The organism is Geothrix fermentans DSM 14018 (assembly GCF_000428885.1).
GTDB lineage: Bacteria > Acidobacteriota > Holophagae > Holophagales > Holophagaceae > Geothrix > Geothrix fermentans.
This window is the reverse complement of the sequence record NZ_AUAU01000018.1, coordinates 15,360-36,555: the sequence shown is the minus strand read 5'-3', so window position 1 is coordinate 36,555 and position 21,196 is coordinate 15,360. Positions and strand designations below refer to the sequence as shown.

The 21,196-nt window shown below is 69.6% G+C and carries 19 protein-coding genes; 12 read left to right on the top strand and 7 right to left on the bottom strand.

All coding sequences use genetic code 11. The annotated features are described in order from the left end of the window. Positions 1–48: 48 nt before the first annotated feature. Both G398_RS0107615 and G398_RS0107610 read right to left on the bottom strand, forming a co-directional pair. Positions 49–252: a cold-shock protein gene (locus G398_RS0107615; RefSeq protein ID WP_026853158.1), complete on the bottom strand. Its 204-nt coding sequence runs from the start codon at positions 250–252 to the stop codon at positions 49–51. A gap of 408 nt (positions 253–660) precedes the next feature. After that, complete coding sequence (locus G398_RS0107610; RefSeq protein WP_026853157.1) at positions 661–1,806, bottom strand: acyl-CoA dehydrogenase family protein; 1,146 nt, start codon at positions 1,804–1,806, stop codon at positions 661–663. Between the two features lie 165 nt (positions 1,807–1,971). Between G398_RS0107610 and G398_RS0107605 the strand changes: the two genes are divergently transcribed. The 3 genes from G398_RS0107605 to G398_RS0107595 all read left to right on the top strand — a co-directional run bounded on the left by G398_RS0107605 (position 1,972) and on the right by G398_RS0107595 (position 4,710). Beyond that, positions 1,972–3,327: an aminotransferase class I/II-fold pyridoxal phosphate-dependent enzyme gene (locus G398_RS0107605; protein WP_026853156.1), complete on the top strand. Its 1,356-nt coding sequence runs from the start codon at positions 1,972–1,974 to the stop codon at positions 3,325–3,327. 148 nt (positions 3,328–3,475) lie between these two features. Next, positions 3,476–4,243 carry an SDR family NAD(P)-dependent oxidoreductase gene (locus G398_RS0107600; protein ID WP_026853155.1) on the top strand — a complete coding sequence of 256 codons (768 nt, stop codon included), beginning with the start codon at positions 3,476–3,478 and terminating at the stop codon, positions 4,241–4,243. Between the two features lie 83 nt (positions 4,244–4,326). Continuing rightward, positions 4,327–4,710, top strand: a complete 384-nt coding sequence (locus G398_RS0107595; RefSeq protein WP_026853154.1) for a DUF302 domain-containing protein — start codon at positions 4,327–4,329, stop codon at positions 4,708–4,710. A 293-nt stretch (positions 4,711–5,003) separates the two neighbouring features. On the opposite strand, the gene G398_RS0107590 is transcribed toward G398_RS0107595, so the two are convergent. Together G398_RS0107590 and G398_RS0107585 are read right to left on the bottom strand one after the other, a co-directional pair. Further along, a complete protein-coding gene (locus tag G398_RS0107590) occupies positions 5,004–6,149 on the bottom strand; it encodes an MFS transporter (protein WP_026853153.1) in 1,146 nt (381 codons plus the stop codon). Next, the gene (locus G398_RS0107585; RefSeq protein ID WP_026853152.1) at positions 6,146–7,339 is read right to left on the bottom strand and encodes an MFS transporter; all 1,194 of its coding nucleotides are present in this window, start codon (positions 7,337–7,339) and stop codon (positions 6,146–6,148) included. The genes G398_RS0107590 and G398_RS0107585 overlap by 4 nt, the downstream gene beginning before the upstream one ends. Positions 7,340–7,408: 69 nt before the next feature. On the opposite strand from G398_RS0107585, the gene G398_RS0107580 reads away from it, so the two are divergent. Together G398_RS0107580 and G398_RS0107575 are read left to right on the top strand one after the other, a co-directional pair. Beyond that, on the top strand, positions 7,409–8,932 hold the full coding sequence (locus G398_RS0107580) for an acyl-CoA carboxylase subunit beta (RefSeq protein WP_026853151.1): 1,524 nt from the start codon (positions 7,409–7,411) through the stop codon (positions 8,930–8,932). Positions 8,933–8,984: 52 nt separating this feature from the next. Beyond that, positions 8,985–9,506 (top strand): DinB family protein, encoded by a 522-nt coding sequence (locus G398_RS0107575; RefSeq protein WP_026853150.1) that lies wholly within the window; start codon positions 8,985–8,987, stop codon positions 9,504–9,506. 7 nt (positions 9,507–9,513) lie between these two features. Here the strand turns inward: G398_RS0107575 and G398_RS0107570 are convergent, their stop codons facing one another. Further along, positions 9,514–10,356: an RMD1 family protein gene (locus G398_RS0107570; RefSeq protein ID WP_026853149.1), complete on the bottom strand. Its 843-nt coding sequence runs from the start codon at positions 10,354–10,356 to the stop codon at positions 9,514–9,516. A 237-nt stretch (positions 10,357–10,593) separates the two neighbouring features. Here G398_RS0107570 and G398_RS17035 point away from each other — a divergent pair, with 237 nt between their 5' ends. From G398_RS17035 to G398_RS17030, 5 genes are all read left to right on the top strand, one after another. Next, on the top strand, positions 10,594–12,090 hold the full coding sequence (locus G398_RS17035; RefSeq protein ID WP_157492322.1) for a methyl-accepting chemotaxis protein: 1,497 nt from the start codon (positions 10,594–10,596) through the stop codon (positions 12,088–12,090). A 76-nt stretch (positions 12,091–12,166) separates the two neighbouring features. Next, positions 12,167–13,816, top strand: coding sequence for a tetratricopeptide repeat protein (locus G398_RS0107560; RefSeq protein ID WP_052571658.1), 1,650 nt, complete (start codon positions 12,167–12,169; stop codon positions 13,814–13,816). A 150-nt stretch (positions 13,817–13,966) separates the two neighbouring features. Next, positions 13,967–14,560 carry a YceI family protein gene (locus tag G398_RS0107555; RefSeq protein ID WP_026853147.1) on the top strand — a complete coding sequence of 198 codons (594 nt, stop codon included), beginning with the start codon at positions 13,967–13,969 and terminating at the stop codon, positions 14,558–14,560. A 92-nt stretch (positions 14,561–14,652) separates the two neighbouring features. Then, positions 14,653–15,348, top strand: a complete 696-nt coding sequence (locus G398_RS0107550; protein WP_043484259.1) for an alpha/beta hydrolase — start codon at positions 14,653–14,655, stop codon at positions 15,346–15,348. Between the two features lie 88 nt (positions 15,349–15,436). Beyond that, the gene (locus G398_RS17030) at positions 15,437–18,064 is read left to right on the top strand and encodes a zinc-dependent metalloprotease (protein WP_043484257.1); all 2,628 of its coding nucleotides are present in this window, start codon (positions 15,437–15,439) and stop codon (positions 18,062–18,064) included. Positions 18,065–18,132: 68 nt separating this feature from the next. Here the strand turns inward: G398_RS17030 and G398_RS17025 are convergent, their stop codons facing one another. Continuing rightward, the gene (locus G398_RS17025; protein WP_043484255.1) at positions 18,133–18,882 is read right to left on the bottom strand and encodes an outer membrane protein; all 750 of its coding nucleotides are present in this window, start codon (positions 18,880–18,882) and stop codon (positions 18,133–18,135) included. 112 nt (positions 18,883–18,994) lie between these two features. On the opposite strand from G398_RS17025, the gene G398_RS0107535 reads away from it, so the two are divergent. Together G398_RS0107535 and G398_RS0107530 are read left to right on the top strand one after the other, a co-directional pair. Then, the gene (locus tag G398_RS0107535) at positions 18,995–19,873 is read left to right on the top strand and encodes a hypothetical protein (RefSeq protein ID WP_026853145.1); all 879 of its coding nucleotides are present in this window, start codon (positions 18,995–18,997) and stop codon (positions 19,871–19,873) included. Then, entirely contained in the window at positions 19,870–20,739 is an 870-nt protein-coding gene (locus G398_RS0107530) for a phosphatase PAP2 family protein (RefSeq protein WP_026853144.1), read from the top strand. Before G398_RS0107535 ends, G398_RS0107530 begins: the two co-directional genes overlap by 4 nt. On the opposite strand, the gene dtd is transcribed toward G398_RS0107530, so the two are convergent. Beyond that, positions 20,723–21,157, bottom strand: a complete 435-nt coding sequence (gene dtd / locus G398_RS0107525; protein ID WP_026853143.1) for a D-aminoacyl-tRNA deacylase — start codon at positions 21,155–21,157, stop codon at positions 20,723–20,725. The genes G398_RS0107530 and dtd overlap by 17 nt on opposite strands. Positions 21,158–21,196: the final 39 nt, after the last annotated feature.

Genomic DNA, 21,196 nt, shown 5'->3' with positions numbered 1-21,196 from the left:
GCGACGAGCCCCGGTCCCGGGGGGGCCGGGGCCCGGAAAACGGGGCGGTCAGATCTTGTTGACGTTGGCCGCCTGGGGTCCCTTGGGCCCCTGCACCACGTCGAAGCTGACGCGCTGCTTCTCGTCCAGGGTGCGGAACCCCTTGGTCTGCACGGCTGAGTAGTGGACGAAGATGTCGGCCCCCCCCTCGTCGGGGGTGATGAAGCCGAAGCCCTTTTCGGCGTTGAACCACTTGACGGTGCCTTCGGACATGACTTTCTTCCCGGGGACCATGCCCCTCACGCCTGGGGGTTGATCGCGCGATACGCACCAGGCATGCGCATCACGGGGGCCTTCGCCCGAGTGAAACCGGGATCCCCGGCGGGAGTCCCTCCCCCACTTTCACGGCTTGTTGAGCTGATAAAGATGGATGGTTGACAGGGATTCTAGGGTCGGGTGTTGTGCCCATCAAGACCCAAATCCCTTCAAGTGCTCAAAAGGCGGCCGATGGGCCGCCTTTTGAGCATAGGGGCCTCTGGCCGGTCAGTTCCCCTGCTGGATCTCTGGCCAGGAATAGGTGGCCAACCTGGTTGCTTGAACGAACCAGCGGATCCCCACTCGGAACGCGCCATTCAGGCGCGTTCCGAGTGGGGACCCGCTGGTTCGTCCGTTCTCTGACCGTCAATTCCCCTGCTGGATTTCCTTGGCGATCACCAGCCGCTGGATCTGGTTCGTTCCTTCATAAATCTGGAGGAGCTTGGCGTCGCGCATGCACTTCTCCACCAGGTAGTCGCGGCTGTAGCCGTTGCCGCCGAGGATCTGCACGGCGTCGGTGGTGACCTCCATGGCGGTGTCTGTGGCGAAGGTCTTGGCGATGGCGCTCTGCTTGGAGTTCTTGATGCCGTTGTCGGTCATCCAGGCGGCCTGCCAGGTGAGCAGGCGGGCGGCCTCGATCTTCTTGGCCATGTCGGCCAGCATGAAGCTGATGGCCTGGTTGGCGAAGATGGGCTGGCCGAACTGGATGCGGGTCTTGGCGTACTGCAGGGCGATCTCGTAGGCGGCGCGGGCCACGCCCACGCCTCCCGCAGCCACGGCGGCGCGGGTCTGGTCGAGGGTCTTCATGGCGATGACGAAGCCCATGCCCTCCTTGCCCAGGAGGTTCTCCGCGGGCACCTCGGCGTCGTTGAAGTAGAGCTCCACCTGGTTGGAGGCGCGCTGGCCCATCTTGTCCAGCGCCTTGCCCACCACCAGGCCCGGCGTGTCGCGGGGCACCACGATGCAGCTGGTGCCGCGGGCACCCTTGCTGGGATCGGTGCTGCAGAAGAGGGCATACCAGTCGGCGTAGCCGCCGTTGGTGCAGTAGCACTTGGTGCCGTTGATGATGTACTTGTCGCCCTTCTTCTCGGCGCGGCAGGTCATGCCGCCGGCATCGGAGCCGGCGTTGGGCTCGGACAGCGAGAAGGCCGCGAACTTGGGCTCCTCGGCGATCATGCCCAGCCACTTCTTCTTCTGCTCGGGGCTGGCGGCGATGAGCAGGGGGGTCATGGCCAGGCCGTTGGCCATGATGGAGGTGTAGAGGCCGCCACAGCCCCAGGAGAGCTCCTCGCAGACGATAGCCTCGTCCATCTGCGACGCGCCGGGCCCGCCGCAGTCCTCGGGCACCAGGGCCTGGAGGTAGCCGAAGTCGAAGGCGGCCTTGTAGACGTCCACGGCCCACTCGCCGGTCTCGTCATACTTGCGGGCCACGGGGCGCATGATCTTCTCGGCGAAGGTGTGGGCCCGTTCTTTTTCGGCCAGCTGTTCGGGGGTGAGCGAGAAACCGAGCATGGATGCCTCTTCTGGAAAGGAGGGGAGGTGGCGTGGCTGGAAGGATCCGGAGCGTCCAGTCTATCTTCCCCGCCTGCTTCCACCCAAGGTAGGAAGGGCTGACACGGAGTAGGATGACTCGGATCACAGACCGGCCCCGCGCTAGACTTGAGGGTTGGAGTGTTCATGACCATTCATCTGACCGACCTCGGGAAGGCCGTCCTCGAGACCGAATACGCCGTGCGGGGTCCCATCGTGGCCCGGGCCGCAGAGCTGGAGAAGCAGGGCCGCGAGATCATCTACTGCAACATCGGCAACCCCCAGTCCCTGGGGCAGAAGCCCCTGACTTGGAACCGCCAGATCCTGGCCCTCTGCGAGTATCCGGACCTGATGGATCTGGCCCCCGGCGCCTTCCCGGCGGACGTGGTCGAGACCGCGAGGGCCATCCTCGCGGGCACGAGGCACGGTCTCGGTGCCTACAGCGAGAGTCGGGGCGTGCGGTTCATCCGCGAAGGCGTGGCCGAGTTCATCCTCGAGCGCGACCACATGCGGGTGGATCCCGATGCCATCTTCCTTACGGACGGCGCCAGCAAGGGCGTGCAGACCATCCTCCGCCTCCTCATCAGCGGACCCGGGGACGGCGTCATGGTCCCCATCCCCCAGTACCCGCTCTACTCGGCCACCATCACGCTGTACGAAGGGCGCATGGTGCCCTACTACCTGGACGAGGCCAACGGCTGGAAGCTGAGCCGCCCCATGCTGGAGGCCTCCCTGGCCAAGGCGAAGGCCGAGGGCACCCACGTGAAGGGCATCTGCGTCATCAACCCGGGCAACCCCACCGGCGCGGTGCTGGACGAGGCGAACATCGAGATGATCATCGACTTCGCCAGGGCCCACGGGCTCTCCATCCTGGCCGACGAGGTCTACCAGGAGAACATCTACCTGGCCGGCGACGAGTTCACCTCCTTCGCCAAGGTGCTCCACCAGGTGGAGGCGAAGGACGTCTCGCTCTTCAGCTTCCACTCCTGCTCCAAGGGCTTCCTGGGCGAGTGCGGCGTGCGCGGCGGCTATTTCGAGTACCGGAACGTGCCCGAGGATGTGGCCGCGCAGATCCTCAAGCTCCAGAGCGTGAGCCTCTGCGCCAACCTCGCGGGCCAGGCGGCCACCTACGCCATGGTGCGGCCGCCGAAACCCGGCATGCCCTCCTATGCCCGGTACGCCGCGGAGAAGGCCGCCATCCTGGACGCGCTGAAGCAGCGGGCCATCCTGCTGGCCGAGGGCCTGAACCGCATCGAGGGCATCACCTGCAACATCATCGCCGGGGCCATGTACGCCTTCCCCAGCATCACCCTCCCGCCCGGGCGCACGGACTCCGACTACGCCATGGCGCTGCTGGAACAGACCGGCATCTGCGTGGTGCCGGGCTCGGGCTTCGGCCAGGCCGAGGGCACCGCCCACTTCCGCACCACCATCCTCCCGCCCACCGACAAGATCCAGAAGGTGGTGGACGCGCTGGGCGAGTTCCACAGGAACTACCGCTGAAAGACACTCGCCGAGAGAAGATGAGGAAACGGAGGGACACAGAGGGAAGAGACGGGATCCAATTCCCATCTCTGTGATCTCCGCTTTCTTCGCGAGCCCCAACGAGTGCAGTTTTCCTTCTTGCAGCCAGAACATCAGAGGAGGCCCCATGCGTCCCGAGCATCCCATCGTCCTCATCACCGGCGCCTCCAGCGGCTTCGGCGAAGCCATGGCGCGTCTGCTGGCCTCCCAGGGCTGCCACCTGGCCCTGGGCGCCCGCCGCGTGGAGCGGGTGCAGGCCCTGGCCGATGAGCTCCGGAAGGCCCATGGTGTGAAGGTCTTCGCGGGGGCCGTGGACACCCGCCACACCTCCAGCGTGGACACCTTCGTGGCCGAGGCCGCTGCCGCCCTCGGCGGGCTGCACGTGCTGGTGGCCAACGCGGGCCTGGCCAGCGGCGTCTACAAGATGTGGGAGACGCCGGACGAGGACCTGGAAGCCATGATGCGCACCAACGTCGAAGGCGTGGTGAAGACCGTCCGCGCCGGCCTGCCGCACCTCCGCAAGGCCGGGTGGGGCCACGTCTTCTTCATCGGCTCCACGGCGGGCCACCAGCCCTACGAGGGCGGCAGCGTCTACTGCGCCTCCAAGTTCGGCGTGAAGGCCATGGCCCACAGCCTGCGCCTGGAACTGAACGGCGAGCAGATCCGCGTGACCTCCGTGGATCCCGGCATGGCCGAGACCGAGTTCTCCAACGTGCGCCTCAAGGATGGCGACAAGGCCAAGGCCGTCTACCAGGGCGTGAAGCCCCTTACCGCCCTGGACGTGGCCGAGTGCGTGCGTTGGTGCCTCATGCTCCCGGACCACGTGAACATCGACGAGATCCTCGTGAAGTGCGTGGATCAGGCTTCCGTCCACAAGCTCCACCGCCGCAGCTGAAGGCCGCTTTTCCCTCTGAGCCGGAGCCGTTGCGGGGGCTCCGGCCCTGACCTATGCTCTGGGATCCCTCAGGAGGAGCGGCGATGAGCTACTGCATGACGAAGGTCCTGGCGGAAGACCCTGCGGCCTGCGAGGCCAAGGCGCGGGCCGCGCTCATGGCGGAGGGGTTCGGCATCCTCACGGAGATCGACGTGGAGGCCACCCTGCGGGCCAAGGTCGGGGCGGAGATCGGCACTTACAAAATCCTGGGCGCCTGCAACCCCGCCTTCGCCAAGGGCGCCATCGACCTGGAATCCCGCGTCGGCGTCATGCTGCCCTGCAATGTGGTGCTGCGCGGCGTGGCGGGCGGCACGGAAGTCTCCGTCGTGGATCCGGTGGCATCCATGGCCGCCATCGACAATGCGGCCCTGAGGGCCCATGCCGAGACCGTCCGGACCCGCCTCCAGGCCGCGTTCGAGGCGCTCTAGGAGGTCGTATCAAAACCCCCACGTGGCCGCGCGAGGGAACCGGGCGAGCGAGGCGAGGAAAGCGAGGAGATGCGTAGCAGGCACTACGCGCGACGAGCTTGACGCGGCATCGCGACGCCCGGTGCCCTCGCCCGGAGGGATGAAGCCAGGCGGGCGCCCCGCGGCGTCACCGCCCTTGAACGATGTCCCGCATCGCCCTGCGGGCGCTTCCTTTCGGTGCATCCCGCCTGGCTTCATCGCGGCCTCGTCGGGGTTTTGATACGACCTCTGAGCCCAGGTTCTGCCGGGCGCTCTCAGTTCCGGGCGAGGCGCCTCGCCACGGGAAGGGAAGCCAGGATGGCCACCGCGCCCAGGGCCCAGCCCAGACGGTAGCCGTGGTGTCCGATGACCCAGCCCAGGCTGAAGCTGCCGAGGCCGATGCCGGAGTCGAAGGCGAAGAGCAGGGCGCCGAAGGCCGCGCCCCGCCGCTTCGGGTCCGCTGTCTCCAGCAGCTTCGCGTTGAGCAGGGTGTGCACCATGCTGTAGCCCGCCCCGTAGAGCACGGCCGATGCCACGTGGCGCCCGGTCCCGCCCGGCAGGACCGCCAGCAGGACCATGCCCGCCATGGCACCGGCCAGCATGGCCGGCAGCAGGCGGATGGGGCGCCGGCCGAAGCCCGTCCGGAGCATGGCGAGGCGCATGAGCACCATGCCCACGGCCATGCAGGACAGGAAGGCCGAGGGCACGGGCATGCCCAGGGCCAGGGCCTCCTGGGCGGTGTAGCTGCCTAGGGCGCCGTAGCCCAGGGCCACGCAGAAGAGGACCAGGCTGGGACCCAGGGCCGAGGAATCGGGCCACTGGAAACCCTCCGCCCGGCCGTGGGGATGGTCCTTGGGCAGGGTGGTTCCCAGGGCGCCGAGGGCGAGGAAGATCAGCGCCAGGTACCACCCGATGGGCGCGAAGCCCCAGCGCTGGTAGATCCAGAGGCCCAGCAGGGGGCCCACGATGACCCCGCCTGGGCTGGCCAGGCCGTAGAGGCTGAGGCCGTCCGCCGAGCGGTCCGGCGGCAGCACGTGGGCCAGTGAGGCCATGGTGGCCGTCAGCAGGCCCGACCACACGATCCCGTGGGGGAAGGCCAGCACATAGAAGCCCCAGCGCACGGGCATCAGGGCGTAGGCGCCCAGGAAGAGCGTGTAGAGCGAGGCAGAGAGGATCACCAGCCGGCGATGGCCCACCCGGTCGCCCAGGGGCCCGGTGAACAGGGCCCCGAGGGCGCTGCCCGCCGTGAAGAGGCTCATGAAGCGGCCGCTCTCCGCCAGGCTCGCCCCCAGTTCCCGCAGGCGCAGCGGCACCGTGGGGAAGAGCTGGAAGGCCGCGAAGAAGGTCAGGAAGGTGATGGCCCAGACCAGGGCGAACTGGCGCGTGATGAGGCGCGGCCGGGTGCTCGAAAGATCCGTCATCCCTCCAGGATGGCAGAGGGGTCCGCCGCGGGTGTCACGCGGGGCTGGACGACGCGGTGGGCCACGGGGATGCACAGGACCATCAGGCCCGTGCCGATGGCCCAGCCCCAGCGGAAGCCGCCGTGCTGCATGACCCAGCCCAGGCCCAGGGAACCCAGGGCGGTGGTGGCGTCGAAGGCGAAGAAGAAAGCCCCCGTGGCCGCGCCCCGGCGCTCCGGCGGAGTGGTCTCCATGAGGTGCGTGAGCATCAGGGTGTGCACCATGCCGTAGCCGGCGCCGTAGACCAGGCCCGACAGCAGGTGCCGGGCCAGGCCCCCGGGAAGGAAGGCCAGCAGGCCGTAGCCCAGGGCGGTCAGGGCGGCCATGCCCGGCAGCAGGGCCACGGGCCGCCGGCCCATGCCTGTGAGCGCCAGCAGGCCGCGCATGGCCATCATGCCCAGGGCGAAGCAGGTGAGGAAGGCCGCGGGCCAGGCCAGGCCCAGGGCCTTGGCCTCCTGGGCGCTGTAGGGCGGCATGGGGCCAAAGCTCAGGCCCACCAGGCCCATGACGGCCACGGTCCCCCAGATGCTGCGGTCCGGCCACTGGAAGATCGGGCCTTCGATCTCGCGGGCCTGCTCGCGGGGCAGGGAGCCGATGAGGGCGAACAGCACCGCGAAGACACCCGCCAGCAAGACCAGCATCCAGGTGAAGCCCAGGCGGGGCATGAGCCAGAGTCCCACCAGGGGGCCCACCGCCACGCCGCCGGGACCCGTGAGGCCGAAGATGGACAGGCCCTGGGCCCGGTGCTCCAGGGGCAGGATGCCGCCCACCTTGGCCACGGAGGCCGTGCGCAGGGCGGACCACAGCAGGCCGTGCAGGGGCGCCAGCAGGTAGAACACCCAGCGGACCTTCAGCAGCGCGTAGACCAGGAGGATCCCCACCACGGCCACGGAGGCCACGCGCAGCACTCGGCGCGGGCCCAGGCGGTCGCCCAGGGGCCCCGTGAACAGCGCGCCGAAGCCCGAGCCCAGCATGAAGGCCGTCTGGAAGCGTCCGCTCTCCGCCAGGCTGGCGCCGAACTCCCGCAGGCGCAGGGGCACCACCGGGAAGAGCTGGTAGCCCGCCGCGAAGACCAGGAAGTAGAACGTGCAGACCACGAGGAAGGGCGCCGTGAGGTACCCAGGCCGCCTTCTTCCGCCCGCGCCGTGCATCGCTCCAGGATCGCATGCCGCGGCTCCGGAGTCGCCCCGCTATGCTGGAGGATCCATCCCGAGGTCCCCATGCAGCCCGAGCAGTTCCACGCGGAAGTCGACCGCATCAAGAAAGGCGGCGCCGTCAAGGCCCACGAGAAGAATGCGGAGGCGGGCAAGCTCTTCGCCCGGGAGCGCATCCGCCTGCTGGTGGATGAGGGCAGCTTCGCCGAGGACGGTCTCTTCGCCAACGCCCTGTGCAAGGACCTTCCGGCCGATGGCGTCATCACCGGCACGGCCACGGTGGGCGGGCGCCCCGTGGCGCTCATGGCCAATGACAGCACCATCAAGGCCGGCAGCTGGGGCGCCCGCACGGTGGAGAAGATCATCCGCATCCAGGAGGTGGCCCTGCGGATGAAGGTCCCCATGCTCTACCTGGTGGACAGCGCCGGGGCCCGCATCACGGATCAGCTCGACATGTTCCCCGGCCGGCGCCACGCCGGGACCATCTTCCACATGGAGGTGGCGCTCTCCGGCCTGGTGCCCCAGGTCTGCCTGCTCTTCGGGCCCTCGGCGGCGGGCGGCGCCTACATCCCCGCCTTCTGCGACGTGGTGATGATGGTAGAGGGCAACGCCAGCATGTACCTGGGCTCACCGCGCATGGCCGAGATGGTCATCGGCGAGAAGATCAGCCTCGAGGACCTGGGCGGCGCCCGCATGCACTGCAGCGTGAGCGGCTGCGGCGACTTCCTCTGCAAGACCGAGGAGGAGGCCATCGCCCTCTGCCGCCAGTATCTCGCCTACTTCCCCCAGAACTGCGAAGATGCCCTGCCTACCGTTCCGCCGAAGGCGGTTACGCCCAAGGCGAAGGCCTTGGGCGCCCTCGTTCCCAAGGACATCAACTCCCCCTTCCAGATGAAGGATTTCATCGAGGGACTGGTGGACGAGGGCAGCTTCCTGGAGGTGAAGAAGCTCTTCGCCGGCGAGATCATCACGGGCCTGGCGCGCCTGGACGGCAAGCCCGTGGGCATCCTCGCCAACCAGCCCCGGGTGAAGGGCGGGGTGCTCTTCGTGGACAGCGCGGACAAGGCCACGCGCTTCATGACGCTCTGCGACGCCTTCGGCATCCCGCTGGTCTTCCTCAGCGACGTGCCCGGCTTCATGATCGGCAGCGCCGTGGAGAAGCAGGGCATCATCCGCCACGGGGCGAAGATGATCAGCGCCATGGCCTCCTGCTCGACGCCCCGCATCTGTGTGGTGGTCCGGAAGGCATATGGCGCGGGCCTCTACGCCATGAGCGGGCCCGGCTTCGACCCCGACGCCACGCTGGCCCTGCCCACGGCCAGCATCGCCGTGATGGGGGCGGAGGCCGCCGTGAACGCGGTGTTCGCCAACAAGATCGCGGAGAAGCCGGAAGAAGAGCGCGCCGCCTACGTCCAGCAGCTCCGCGACGAGTACAACGAGGACATCGACCTCAAGAAGCTGGGCGCCGATCTCCACGTGGACGCCATCGTGGATCCCGCCGACCTCCGCCATGAGCTCATCACCCGTCTCGCCCGGGCCCGCCGCCGCGAGGCTTGGCCCGCCAAGCGCCGGAGCGTCACGCCGGTCTGAGCATTCGCGGAATCATTGCGCTATGCTTCCGGGGACTTTCCAGGAGGCAGGCATGTTCCGTCGCGTGGAGGACTTCAAGACCATCTGGGAGCAGGAGGCGGAGAAGACCCTGGCGGTCCTCTCGGCCATCCCCGACGCCGCGGCCCATCAGGCCGTGGACGAGCAGCACCGGGACCTGCGGCGCCTGGCCTGGCACCTGGTGGAGTCCGTCCTGGAGCTGCCCCAGAACCTGGGCCTGAAGGTGAAGGGGCCCGTGGGCCTGGGACCCGACGGGTTCATCGCCACGCCGCCTCCGCCCACCATGGCCGAGATCCTCGCGGCCTACCGCGCCGTGAGCGAGTCCCTGCTCGACCACGTGGGCAGCTGGAGCAACACGGAACTGGGCCGGAACTTCACGCTCTACGGCGAGAGCTGGACCGGGGCCTTCGCGCTCTATGTGCTGGTGAGCCACCAGGCCCACCACCGCGGCCAGATGACGGTGCTCATGCGGCAGGCGGGCCTGCACGTGCCCAGCATCTACGGCCCCACGAAGGAGGGCTGGGCCCAGTTCGGGATGGAGGCGCCGAGGGTGTAGGCGCCGCCTACTTGATGGGGAACTCCTTCCAGACGAAGAGCACCACCTCCACCAGGATGAGGACGATGATGATCCACTCCAGCCGCTGATCCTTGCGGTGGGCCAGCACGTCCAGCACCGTGGCGCCCGCGTCCTGGAGGTAGGCCACCTTCTGGTTCACGGCCGCGAGGCGCTCCTCCAGGTCGAACTGGTCGAAGAGGGCGCTGTCCAGGTGGGCCAGTGCCTCGCTCTCCCAGGTCTCCGGCGGGTCGTCGAAGAGCGTGAGGGTATCCAGCACCGCGGCCCGCACCGCCATGGCGAACCCCACGGTCCGCAGCAGCTCCTTTTGTCCTGAGACCAGCCGCCCCTCGTCGCGGAGAGCCGTCACCACGGGACCGAACCGGGCCATGGCCCGGCTCACCTCGGCCTCCACCGAGTCCAGGGCCACGCTCTGGGCCAGGGCCAGGGAGACGATCTTCAGCTTGTCCAGGGTGAGGTCGCGCAGCCAGACCTCTGAGAAGTCCACGCGATCCGCCTCGGCGCCCAGGTGCACCCGCAGGTCGTCCCGGGCCGCTTCCGCCCGGGCGCCCATGCCGGGCAGATCCTCCAGGTCCCGGATCACCGAGGCCACGACCGCGGGGGAGGCGTTCCAGAACACCGCGGCGCCGAAGCGGGCGAGGTAGACCCAGGTCCCGGCCTCGGGCTCCAGCACCAGGGGGTTGGAGGAGAGCACCCGGTGGTGCGGGTGGCGGGCGGCGAAGGCCCGGGTGTCGATCGGCCCCTGGAAATACTCCGCCCGGAGCAGCACGCCGCCAGGGGACATCTCCGCGGGGAGCAGGGGGCGCGGGAGCGGCCAGGACCCGGATTCCATGGCTCAAATGTAGTCCCGGGCGCCAGAGGGGGTTGGTCAAGATTTGACCATGGCGAATAACAATTGATCTCTCATCTGTTTCGACAACCGGCCGATAAGGTGCATCAACTCTGCTTAGTACATGAGCTTGGGGCCTCCCTGATGGGTTGGCTCCAAGATTGCTGTATTCCTACTCAGCATTATTTTTCCCTGCTTTGCCATCTTTCCGAGAAAGGGGGGCCACGGGTGCTCAAGGACATGACGATTCGATGGAGGCTGAACCTGCTCTTCGGGTTCATCATCCTGAGCCTCGTGACGATCGGGGTTCTGTCGCATCGCCAGCGGCGCCAGATGGAGGTCTCCATCACGGCGATGGTCGACCGGGACCTCCAACTCCTCGTGGAGCTCAACCGGATCCAGGCCGGCGGCCTCCAGATGGGGCAGGCCACCCGGAACGTCCTGCTGGATCCCTCCGACGCCAGGGCCGGGCAGGCCTTCGAAGCGGCCCACCGGCAGTCGCTTGAATCCCTGGAGCGGGCGGCCCGGTTGGCCCCCGAGGCCATGCGCCCGCGCCTGCGGGCCCTGTCCATCCTCTGGGCCCGGGACCAGGCGCTGCAAGCCGATGTCCAGCGCGAAGCCGCCCTGGGAACCCGGGAGGCCGCCACCGCGCTGCTGGTGGAGAAGGAGGCGCCGATCTGGCGTGAGGCCGAAACGCTCCTCCTGGGACTCATCGGGGAGCAGGAGGAGGCCTTCACCGCCCGGAAGGAGGCTGAGGTCTCCGGCATGGCGAGGACCCGGAACCTTCTCGCCGTCGGGCTGGTCCTCGTCGGCCTCGTCTTCATCCTGCTGGCCGTCTCCATCGCCCGCAGCATCGCCAAGCCCCTCCGCGCGAGCATCGAGGCCGTCAAGCTGCTGGCCCGGGGGGACCTCACCCTCGAGATCCAGGTGCCCGGGAGGGATGAGGCCAGCTGGGTGCTCCGGGCCATGAAGAAGATGATGGAGAGCATGCACCAGGTGATGTCCGGCATCCGGGATGCCGCCGCCCATGTCGCCGGAGGCAGCCGCCAGATCTCCTCCGCCGCGGAGGACCTGTCCCAGGGCACCTCCCGGCAGGCGGCCGCGGCGGAGGAGGCGGCCGCCTCCATCGAGGAGATGAACGCCACCATCCGGCAGAACGCGGACAATGCCAGCCAGACGGAGCAGCTGGCGATCAGGGCGGCGGAGGATGCCCGGAAGAGCGGCGCCGCCGTCGCCGAGGCCGTCTCGGCCATGAAGGACATCGCCGCCCGCATCGCGATCATCGACGACATCGCCTGGCAGACGAACCTTCTCGCCCTCAACGCCGCCATCGAGGCGGCACGGGCCGGGGAGCACGGGAAGGGCTTCGCCGTGGTGGCCTCCGAGGTCCGCAACCTGGCCGAGCGCAGCCAGGTCGCCGCCGGGGAGATCGGCCAGCTGTCCTCCTCCAGCGTGGAGGTGGCGGAGCGCGCGGGCCAGATGCTCGCGAAGCTCGTGCCCGACATCCGGAAGACCGCGGACCTGGTCCAGGAGATCAGCGCCGCGTCGCGGGAGCAGGCCACGGGCGCGGACCACATCAACACCGCCATCCAGCAGCTCAGCCAGGTGATCCAGCAGAATGCCGGGGCCGCCGAGGAGATCGCCTCCACGGCGGAGGAGCTCTCGGCTCAGGCCGAGCAGCTCCAATCCACCGTGGGGTTCTTCCGGCTGAAGGGGGCGGGGCCGGCGACGAATTGATCGCGCATGAGACTCTAATTCACTTTTTTATCATGGCGAAGTAGAGTCGACACCGAGCTTCTTCGAGGGGTGATCCATGCGCTTCCTTTCCCCGGTCCTGCTCTTCGCCTGCGCCCTGGCCGTCGGCGCTCCCCCGGAATCCGGGACGGCCCCGGCCCCCTGGCGGCCCTACGACCTGGGCCGCCACCACCGGCGCATCGCCACCCAGGTCCCCGGCGCCCAGGCGGCCTTCGACCAGGGGCTGGTGTGGGCCTACGCCTTCAACCACGAGGCCGCGGCCCGGGCCTTCCAGGAGGCGCTGCGCCTGGATCCCGGCTGCGCCATGGCCTGGTGGGGCCTCGCCCTGGTGAACGGTCCCCACATCAACAACCCCGCCATGGACGAGGTCCAGGCCAAGGCGGCCTGGGAGGCCCTCGGCCAGGCCCGGAAGCGCGCCGCCGGGGCGCCGCCGGTGGAGCGGGCCCTCATCGAGGCCCTGGCGTCCCGCTACGCCATGCCCAACCCCGCGGACCGCAGCGCCCTGGACGCGGCCTACGCCCGAGCCATGGGCCGGGTGGCGGCCCGCTTCCCCAAGGACGCCGACGTGGCGGCGCTCTATGCCGAGGCCCTCATGGATACGCGGCCCTGGGACCAGTGGACCCGGGCCGGCGAGCCCCAGCCCGGCACCCTGGAGATCCTGGGCGCCCTCCGCCGGGCCCTGGCCCTGGCCCCGAACCATCCCCTGGCCCTCCACCTCACCATCCACGCCTATGAGGGCTCGCCCCATCCCGGGCGGGCCAAGGCGGCGGCGGACCGGCTGCGCCGGCTGGTGCCCGATGCGGGGCACCTGGTCCACATGCCCGGCCACATCTATGCCCGGATCGGCGACTGGGGCGGGGCGGCCGAGGCCAACGAGCGGGCCATGGAGGCCGACGGCCGCTACCGGGCCCGCCAGCCGGAGATCGGCTTCTACGGGATCTACATGGTGCACAACGCGGACTTCCTGGCCTACACGGCCCTCATGGAAGGCCGCAAGGAGGTGGCCCTGGCCCAGACCAGGGCCGTGGTGACGGCCTTCCCCCTGGACTGGGTGGTGGCCAACGCCCCCTTCGCCGAGGCCTTCACCACGCGGCAATGGGAGGCCCAGAAGCGGTTCGGCCTCTGGGAGGAGCTGCTGGCGGAACCCGCTCCGGACGCCCGGCTGCCCCTGGCCACCGCCAGCTGGCACGCCCTGCGGGGAACGGCCTTCGCCGCCACGGGCCGGAGCGGGGAGGCCCTGAAGGAACAGGCGGCCTTCGAGGCGGCGCTGCCGAAGATCCCCGAGACCCACCTCTGGGGGTCCAACCACGCCCGCCAGGTGATGCAGGTGTCCCGCGCCTTCCTGGCCGGCGAGATCGCCTTCGGCCAGGGCCGGGTGGACGAGGCGATCCAGCGCCTCCAGGAGGCCGTGCATCTGGAGGACGCCCTCAAGTACGACGAGCCGCCCGCCTGCGTCGTCCCCGCCCGCCACGCCCTGGGGGCCGTGCTCCTGTCCGCAGGGCGCGCCAAGGAGGCCGAGACGGTCTACCGCGCGGACCTCCGGGCCTACCCCGCCAACTACTGGTCCCTCCTGGGCCTCCAGAAAGCGCTGGCGGCCCAGGGTCGCGAAGCCGAGGCCTTCGCTGCCGGGGAGGATCTCCGGCGCGCCCAGGCCCGGGCCCAGGTGCGGGCCGAGACCTCCTGCCTCTGCGTGAAGGGGAAGGGCTGAACCGCGCCATGCGAAGGGATTTCGCAATTTATCTGCTGTAAATGTAGGTGTTGCCACTAGGGGTTCAAGATTTCGAAAAAAAGGTGTTGCAACTTCGTTTGCAGGATCTACACTAATTGCATGGTGAAACACCTATTCTCTGGAGGTCACATGCGACACCCCTTCCGCGCCCTTCTCGCCACCCTCGCCTTGGCGGCCGTGCCCGCCCTGGCCGGCGAGGACACCTACAAGATCGACCCCGTCCACAGCGAGGTGAGCTTCAAGGTCAGCCACCTGCTCGCCAAGGTCAGCGGCCGCTTCACGAAGTTCGACGGCACCATCAAGGTGGATACCTCGGACATCAGCAAGTCCACCGTGGAGGTCACCATCGCCTCCGCCAGCCTCAGCACCGACAACGAGGCCCGGGACAAGCACCTCAAGTCCCCCGACTTCTTCGACGTGGAGAAGTACCCCACCATCACCTTCAAGAGCACGTCCGTGAAGGAAGTGGCCAAGGGCAAGCTCGAGATCACCGGTGACTTCACCATGCACGGGGTCACCAAGCGCATCACCTTCCCCATCTCCAATGCGGGGACCCAGGCCGGCATGACGCCCGGCAGCGTGGTGGCCGGCTTCGTGGACGGCGCCCTCACCCTCAACCGCAACGAGTTCGGCATCAAGACCTTCCCCGGCGTCATCGGCGAGTCCGTGGCCGTGAGCCTCAACGTGGAAGCCGGCAAGGTCGCCCAGGCGGCCAAGAAGTAAGCCCGGCCGACCCGTCGTTCCCATCCGCCTCCGGTCGTTCCTCGGGAGCGGCCGGAGGTGGACGCGTTTCAGCCCTTCCTGGAGGTTCCGCCATGACTCCATCCTTCCATTCCCTCGGGGCCCTGCAGCAGGACGCGGCCTCGGGCCTGTCCTACCGCGTGCTCCAGCCGCAGCCCGAGCGGCCCCGGGCCCTCGTGGTGCTCCTGCACGGCGTCGGAGGCCAGGAGACGGACCTGGCCGACCTCGCGGCGGGCGTGGATCCCGGAACCCTGGTGGTGCTGGTCCGCAGCCGTCTCCAGCTCGGCCCCGGGCAGTTCGGGTGGTTCCGGGTGGCCTTCACCACCGAGGGCCCCAGGATCGCGGCCGATGAGGCCGAGGACAGCCGCCACGCGCTCATCCGGTTCATCGACCACCTCCAGGCCGCCCACGGCGTGGAGGCGCGCCGCACCGTCCTCGCCGGCTTCAGCCAGGGCGGCATCATGAGCGCCAGTGTGGCCCTCACGGCCCCGGAGCGGGTGGCCGGCTTCGCGCTCCTCTCCGGCCGCATCCTGCCGGAGATCGAGCCCCGCATCGCCGGCCGGGAGTGGCTCGCCCACCTGCGCGGCTTCATCGGCCACGGCGAGCGGGACCACACCCTGCCCCCGGACTGGGCCCAGCGCGCCGACCGGTGGCTGGAGGACCTGGGCATCCCCCACGTCACCCGCCTCTATCCCGTCGGCCACACCCTCAGCCCCGAGATGCGTGCCGACGTCCTGGCCTGGATCGGGGGATTGGCCGGAGCGGCCTGAGCCTTCTCGGGCATCGGAAAATCCCTAAACGCGGATAAGGACGTCCGCGTATGGTATGGCACATGTCTCCATAAGGAGGAGGGTCCGTATGTGCCATCATCCGCGCCTCGCCGCGCTCCTGCCCCTGTTCTGCCTGAGCCTGGCGGCCCAGACGGCGCCGAACGGCGCCAAGCCCCCGGCCGGAGCGCCCGCGGCAGCCCCGGCGCCCGGCGCCCTGAAGCCCTTCGCCGAGGTCGTCAAGGAAGCCAAGGAGCAGAAGGGGTTCTTCACGCTCTGGACCAAGGACGAGAAGGTCTGGATCGAGGTGCGGCCCGAGCAGCTGGACAAGCCGTTCTTCTTCGCGGTCAGCAGCACCCGCGGCCTTGGGGAGCGCGGCATCTATGGCGGCATGATGGACGCCAGCTACATGGCCACCTTCCGCCGGGTGGGGAACTCCCTCCAGCTGCTGGCGAAGAACACCTCCTTCACCGCCCCCGAGGGCTCTGCCGCCGCGCGGGCCGTGGCGGAGGGCTTCACGGACAGCCTGCTCTCCAGCGCTCCCGTGCTCAGCCAGCCCCATCCCGAGCGGAAGTCCTTCCTGGTGGAGGCCAATGCCCTGCTGCTGAAGGACATCCCCATGGGCGCCACCCGGCTGGAGGCCACCTACCGCCAGCCCTATGGCTTCGATGCCGCCAACAGCTTCTTCGAGAAGGTCCGCAGTTCTGAGGACCAGGCGGCCTTCCGGATCGAGGCCCACTACGCCCTGGCGCGTCTCATCCTGCCCCCGGTCCAGATGCCGGGGGCCCCGCCCATGCCCTTCACGCCGCTTCCGGGTACGTTGGAGGACATCCGCAGCCTGTTCCTGGGCTGGCATGTCTCCTTCGCCAAGCTGCCGGACCAGCCCATGGCGCCGCGCCTGGCGGACGACCGGCTGGGCTACTTCGCCACCACCCGCTGGGACTTCGGCGACGACACCAAGGTGGATCCCAAGGTGCACTACATCCACCGCTGGCGCCTGGAGAAGAAGGACCCCGCCGCCCCGCTCTCGGAGCCGAAGCAGCCCATCGTGTTCTGGCTGGACCGGAACATCCCCGAGAAGTACCGCCCCGCCGTCACGGCGGGGGTGCTGGCCTGGAACAAGGCCTTCGAGGAGCAGGGCTTCAAGGACGCCATCCAGGTGAAGGTCCAGCCCGCCGACGCGGACTGGGACACCCATGATGCCCGCCACGCCTCTCTCCGCTGGCTCACGGGCACGGACATCGGCTTCGCCATCGGGCCCAGCCAGGTGGATCCCCGCAGCGGGGAGATCCTGGACGCGGACATCGGCATCGGAGAGGTCTGGGCCCGCGGCACCCGCACCGAGGCCCGCGAGACCCTGCCGCCCCGGGCCCAGGAGCCCTTCCTGTTCCGGCACGACCAGGACCTCTGCACCTACGCGGCCGAGGCCCACCAGGAGATGGGCTTCGCCCTCGACCTCCTGGAGACCCGCGGCGAGATCACGCCCGGCAGCCCGGAGGAGGACGCCTACGTGGCCGCCGTGCTCAAGGACGTGATCACCCACGAGGTGGGCCACACCCTGGGCCTGCGCCACAACTTCCGGGCCTCGACCATCTACTCCCTGGAGCAGGTCTCGGATCCGGAGTTCACCAAGACCCACGGCCTGACCGGGTCCGTCATGGACTACAACGCGCTGAACCTGGCGCTCAAGGGCCAGCGCCAGGGCGAGTACGTGATGAGCACCCTGGGGCCCTACGACCACTGGGTCATCGAGTACGGCTACAAGCCGCTGGCCCCCGCGGAGGAGAAGGCGGCCCTCGCGAAGATCGCCGGACGCAGCTCCGAGCCGGAGCTGGCCTACGGCACGGATGAGGAGGCCCTGGGCTTCATGGGCCTCGAGGGCATGGATCCGGAGGTGAACCGCCGCGACCTGGGTTCGGATCCCCTGGCCTTCTACCAGAAGCGCCTGAACCTCTCGAAGGAGCTCTGGGAGCGCCTCCAGGCCAAGACCTTCAAGGACGGGGATGACTACCAGCCCCTGCGCCGGGGGCTGCTGCGGGCCCTGGGGCAGGTGGGCCTCTCCGCCAACCTGAGCGCCAAATACATCGGCGGCGTGGTCCATCTGCGCGACCACGCGGGCACGGGCCGGGCGCCCATCACGCCCGTTCCCGCCGCCCGTCAGCGCCAGGCCCTGAAGCTGCTGGAGACGGGACTCTTCTCCGTGGACGCCTTCCGTTTCAAGCCCGAGTTCATGTCCCGGCTCACCACCGACCGCTTCGGCGGCCCCGTGAATGCCGATCCGTCGCCCGCCCAGTGGGTGCTGCGCACCCAGACCCAGGTGCTGGCCCAGCTGTTCCAGCCCGCCGTGGCCCAGCGCATCCTGGACGCGCCGGACAAGCTGGCGGATCCCAAGGGCGTCTTCCGCCTGTCGGAGCTCTACGACACCCTCCAGGGCGCCATCTGGACCGAGCTCAAGAGCGGCCGCGAGGTCCCGGTGATGCGGCGCAACCTGCAGCGGGAGCACCTGCGCCAGCTCAGCGCCCAGGTGCTGAAGGCCAACCCCCTCACGCCCGCCGATGCCCGGGCCCTGGCCCGGGAGGCCCTGCGCGCCCTCCAGCCCGCCCTCAAGGCCGCCCCCATGAAGCCCGGCTTCAGCAAGGAGACCAAGGCCCACTTCGCCGACTGCCTCGCCATCGTCGACGAGAGCCTCAAGGCCAGCCTCCAGCGCATGACGCTCTGAACCCCCCGCAGGACTCCGGCGCCCCGGGCATCATCCCCCGGGGCGCCGCCGCGTCCGGGGGCCGGGCCCTAGAACCGCCGCCCGACGCCCAGCCACACGTTGGGGCCGGTGGAGTCGGTGTCGGCGGTGACGGTGGGCGGGGCCAGGGAGCCGCTGGCGGCGACGTCGTGCTTGAGGCGGGCCCAGGTGTAGCTCACGCCCGCCTCGGCGTACCAGGTGCGCTTCTCCGAGAGGTAGACATCCACCCCGGCGCCCACGGTGAACATCGGGAACCAGCCGTCGTTGTCCACATGGAGCAGGGTCTCGTCCAGGTAGGGGTTCCGCAGCGTGAGGGTGGTGCGGTCCTTCTCGTAGGCCACGCCCAGGCCCCCCTGGAGGAAGGGGATCCAGCGGCCGCCCGCGCCCAGGGGCCGGAACTGGACCAGGGCCAGGAGGTCCGCGTAGACGGTGTACTTCTGCTCGAAGGAGAGGTTGGCCGGGCCGGCGGGCGTGTCCACCAGGGCGGTGCCGTCGATCTTCCCCCGGGAGTAGTCCAGCTCGAGCCCCACCTTCCAGCGGGGATCCAGGTCCCGGAAGGCCTGGACGCCCAGGTTCAGGTTCGCCACGTCGTCCCAGGTCTTGAAGGAGGAGCCGAGCGCGGCGTTGATGTCCTTGATCTGGCGGTTGGTCTCCGTCTGCTTGGGCCAGCTCTGCTGGAGGTAGACGGTGGCGGTCCAGGGACCGGGCGCCTGGGCCCGGGCCGGCGCGCCCGTGAGGAGGAGGCCGGCGGCGAGCAGGCCGGAAGCGGGCAGGCGGAGGCGTGCGGAAGGCGTCGTCATGGGGTCACCGGAAAAGTTGCCCCATGGATAATCCCGGCCCCATCAGGTGTCAACGCAAAAGAGGAGCCGAGGGTCGCCTTGACAGGGCAGGGCCGGATGACAACCCTGATCCATGCCCCTCTTCTCCCGTCCCGATGGCGACCTGGTCCGCGGTGAGGCCCCGGTGCGGCGCATCATGCCCTACCTCATGCGCGGCCGGAACGAGAGCTGCGTCTACCAGGAATCCGTCTACCGCATCGCGGCCACGCGCACTTGGCTCAAGGCCTACAACCGTGCGCACCACCCCCGGGCCACGATGTTCCACCTCGTGGCCTACGCCACCGCCGTGGCCCTGGAGGCCCGCCCCCGCCTGAACCGCTTCGTCTCGGGTGGGCGGATCTACCAGCGGCGGGGCGTGTCCATCTCCTTCGTGGCCAAGCGCGAGTTCACCGATGACGGTCCCGACGTCACGGTGAAGCTGGCGTGCCCCCGGGGGGAGCGCTTCGCGGCCTTCTCCCGGCGCCTCTCGACCCAGGTGGATGAGGCCCGGGACACGGACTGCGCCGTGGACAAGGAGGTGGGGCTGATCATGCGGCTACCGGGTCCCCTGGTACGCGCGCTGGTGGGTCTGGCGCGGACGCTGGACCACTGGAACCTCTTCCCGGCCTTCATGATCCGGGACGATCCCATGTACGCGAGCCTCTTCCTGGCGAACCTCGGCTCCGTGGGCGTGTCCGACGTCTACCACCACCTTTACGAGTACGGCACCGTCTCCATCTTCGGGGCCGTGTCCGCGCCCCGGCGCGCGGGCTTCGCGGGCCGGGACGGCGTGACGTCCGAGGAGGCGCTCTCCGTGCGCTGGACCTTCGACGAGCGCATCGACGACGCCTTCTCCTGCGCCCGCTCCCTGGCCCTGGTGCAGAAGATCCTGGAGGATCCGGGACGCTGGCTGGGCCCGCCGGAGGGCGATCCCGTCTGGACCGGCGAGGAACGGGGAGCGCCGGAACCATGATCCGCGGGGCGATCGCCGCCCTGCGGCCCTCGGAGCGGCTCACGGCCCTGGTCCTGGCGGGCCTTCTGGCGCTGGCGGTCTTCGCGCGCCCGGGGGGCTGGGCGCCGAGGTCGGCCACCTTCGCCGGGCTGCTCCTGGTCCTGCTGGTGCTGGGCCTGGCCCGGGGACGGGCCGCCCCGGCACTGCGGGACTTCCTGTCGATCCTGGTGGTGCTCCTGGTGTTCCTGCTCCTCCAGCCGCTGGTGGTGGCGGTGAACGGCCACCGCTGGGACTCGGCCCTGGCGGCGGCGGACCGGCGATGGTTCGGCGCCCTGGCGGCGCACTGGCACGGGGCCTTCGGCCGGCCCGCGGCCTTCACGGATCTGGTCTACCTCGCCTACGCCAGCTTCTACTTCCTGCCCATCACCGTGGCCGTGCTGGCGAGGATCCGGTCGGGGCCCGAAGGCTTCGAGCGGGTGGCCTTCCGGATCCTGCTCGGCTTCTACCTCTCCTTCCTGGGCTACTTCCTGTGGCCCGCCGAGGGTCCCCGGGTGCCCGAGGCGCTGGCCGCGGCGCAGCTGGGCGGCGGCGCGGTCTCCCAGGCCGTGCGGGCCTTCCTGAACGGCGCCGAGTCCACCACGCTGGACGCCTTCCCCAGCGGCCACACGGCGCTCTCGGTGCTGCCGGCCCTGCTGGCGACGCGGCCCTTCCCCCGGCTGGCGCCGCTGCTCTGGGCCTGGGCCCTGGCCGTGGTCTTCGCCACGGTCTACATCGGTGTCCACTACGTGGCGGACGTGGCGGCGGGCCTGCTGTTCGCGGGGCTGACCCTGGTCCTGGCGCCTCCGCTGGAGCGCTGGCTGGGACGCCCCTTCAGCGCTCCAGGATGAAGGTCACCGGGCCGTCGTTCAGCAGCTCCACCTCCATGTGTTCCTGGAAGAAGCCCGATTTCACGCGGGGATGCTGGGCCCTGAGCAGGTCGAGGAACCGGCGGAAGAGCACCCGGGCTGCATCCGGGGCCATGGCCTGATCGAAGGAGGGGCGCCGCCCCCTCGCGATGCTGCCCGCCAGCGTGAACTGGCTGATGGCCAGGATCTCGCCGCCCACCTCCGCGAGGCCCAGGTTCATCTTCCCGTCCGCGTCCTCGAAGATCCGCAGGGAGGCGATCTTGGCGGCGGCCCAGGCGCAGGTCTCCTCCGTGTCCCCGGCTTCGAGCCCCGCCAGCACCAGCAGGCCCGGCCCGATGGCGGCCTCCAGCTCCCCGCTGCGCACCGAGGCCCGCTTCACGCGCTGGATGACGGCTTTCATGGGACCTCCACCTCGACTGTCGCATGGATCGAGAGGTCA

Bases quoted from the DNA above. Each gene is read 5' to 3' on its own strand.
- G398_RS0107615 (WP_026853158.1), bottom strand. From the start codon at position 252: ATGTCCGAAGGCACCGTCAAGTGGTTCAACGCCGAAAAGGGCTTCGGC.
- G398_RS0107610 (WP_026853157.1), bottom strand. From the start codon at position 1,806: ATGCTCGGTTTCTCGCTCACCCCCGAACAGCTGGCCGAAAAAGAACGG.
- G398_RS0107605 (WP_026853156.1), top strand. From the start codon at position 1,972: ATGACCATTCATCTGACCGACCTCGGGAAGGCCGTCCTCGAGACCGAA.
- G398_RS0107600 (WP_026853155.1), top strand. From the start codon at position 3,476: ATGCGTCCCGAGCATCCCATCGTCCTCATCACCGGCGCCTCCAGCGGC.
- G398_RS0107595 (WP_026853154.1), top strand. From the start codon at position 4,327: ATGAGCTACTGCATGACGAAGGTCCTGGCGGAAGACCCTGCGGCCTGC.
- G398_RS0107590 (WP_026853153.1), bottom strand. From the start codon at position 6,149: ATGACGGATCTTTCGAGCACCCGGCCGCGCCTCATCACGCGCCAGTTC.
- G398_RS0107585 (WP_026853152.1), bottom strand. From the start codon at position 7,339: ATGCACGGCGCGGGCGGAAGAAGGCGGCCTGGGTACCTCACGGCGCCC.
- G398_RS0107580 (WP_026853151.1), top strand. From the start codon at position 7,409: ATGCAGCCCGAGCAGTTCCACGCGGAAGTCGACCGCATCAAGAAAGGC.
- G398_RS0107575 (WP_026853150.1), top strand. From the start codon at position 8,985: ATGTTCCGTCGCGTGGAGGACTTCAAGACCATCTGGGAGCAGGAGGCG.
- G398_RS0107570 (WP_026853149.1), bottom strand. From the start codon at position 10,356: ATGGAATCCGGGTCCTGGCCGCTCCCGCGCCCCCTGCTCCCCGCGGAG.
- G398_RS17035 (WP_157492322.1), top strand. From the start codon at position 10,594: ATGACGATTCGATGGAGGCTGAACCTGCTCTTCGGGTTCATCATCCTG.
- G398_RS0107560 (WP_052571658.1), top strand. From the start codon at position 12,167: ATGCGCTTCCTTTCCCCGGTCCTGCTCTTCGCCTGCGCCCTGGCCGTC.
- G398_RS0107555 (WP_026853147.1), top strand. From the start codon at position 13,967: ATGCGACACCCCTTCCGCGCCCTTCTCGCCACCCTCGCCTTGGCGGCC.
- G398_RS0107550 (WP_043484259.1), top strand. From the start codon at position 14,653: ATGACTCCATCCTTCCATTCCCTCGGGGCCCTGCAGCAGGACGCGGCC.
- G398_RS17030 (WP_043484257.1), top strand. From the start codon at position 15,437: ATGTGCCATCATCCGCGCCTCGCCGCGCTCCTGCCCCTGTTCTGCCTG.
- G398_RS17025 (WP_043484255.1), bottom strand. From the start codon at position 18,882: ATGACGACGCCTTCCGCACGCCTCCGCCTGCCCGCTTCCGGCCTGCTC.
- G398_RS0107535 (WP_026853145.1), top strand. From the start codon at position 18,995: ATGCCCCTCTTCTCCCGTCCCGATGGCGACCTGGTCCGCGGTGAGGCC.
- G398_RS0107530 (WP_026853144.1), top strand. From the start codon at position 19,870: ATGATCCGCGGGGCGATCGCCGCCCTGCGGCCCTCGGAGCGGCTCACG.
- dtd (WP_026853143.1), bottom strand. From the start codon at position 21,157: ATGAAAGCCGTCATCCAGCGCGTGAAGCGGGCCTCGGTGCGCAGCGGG.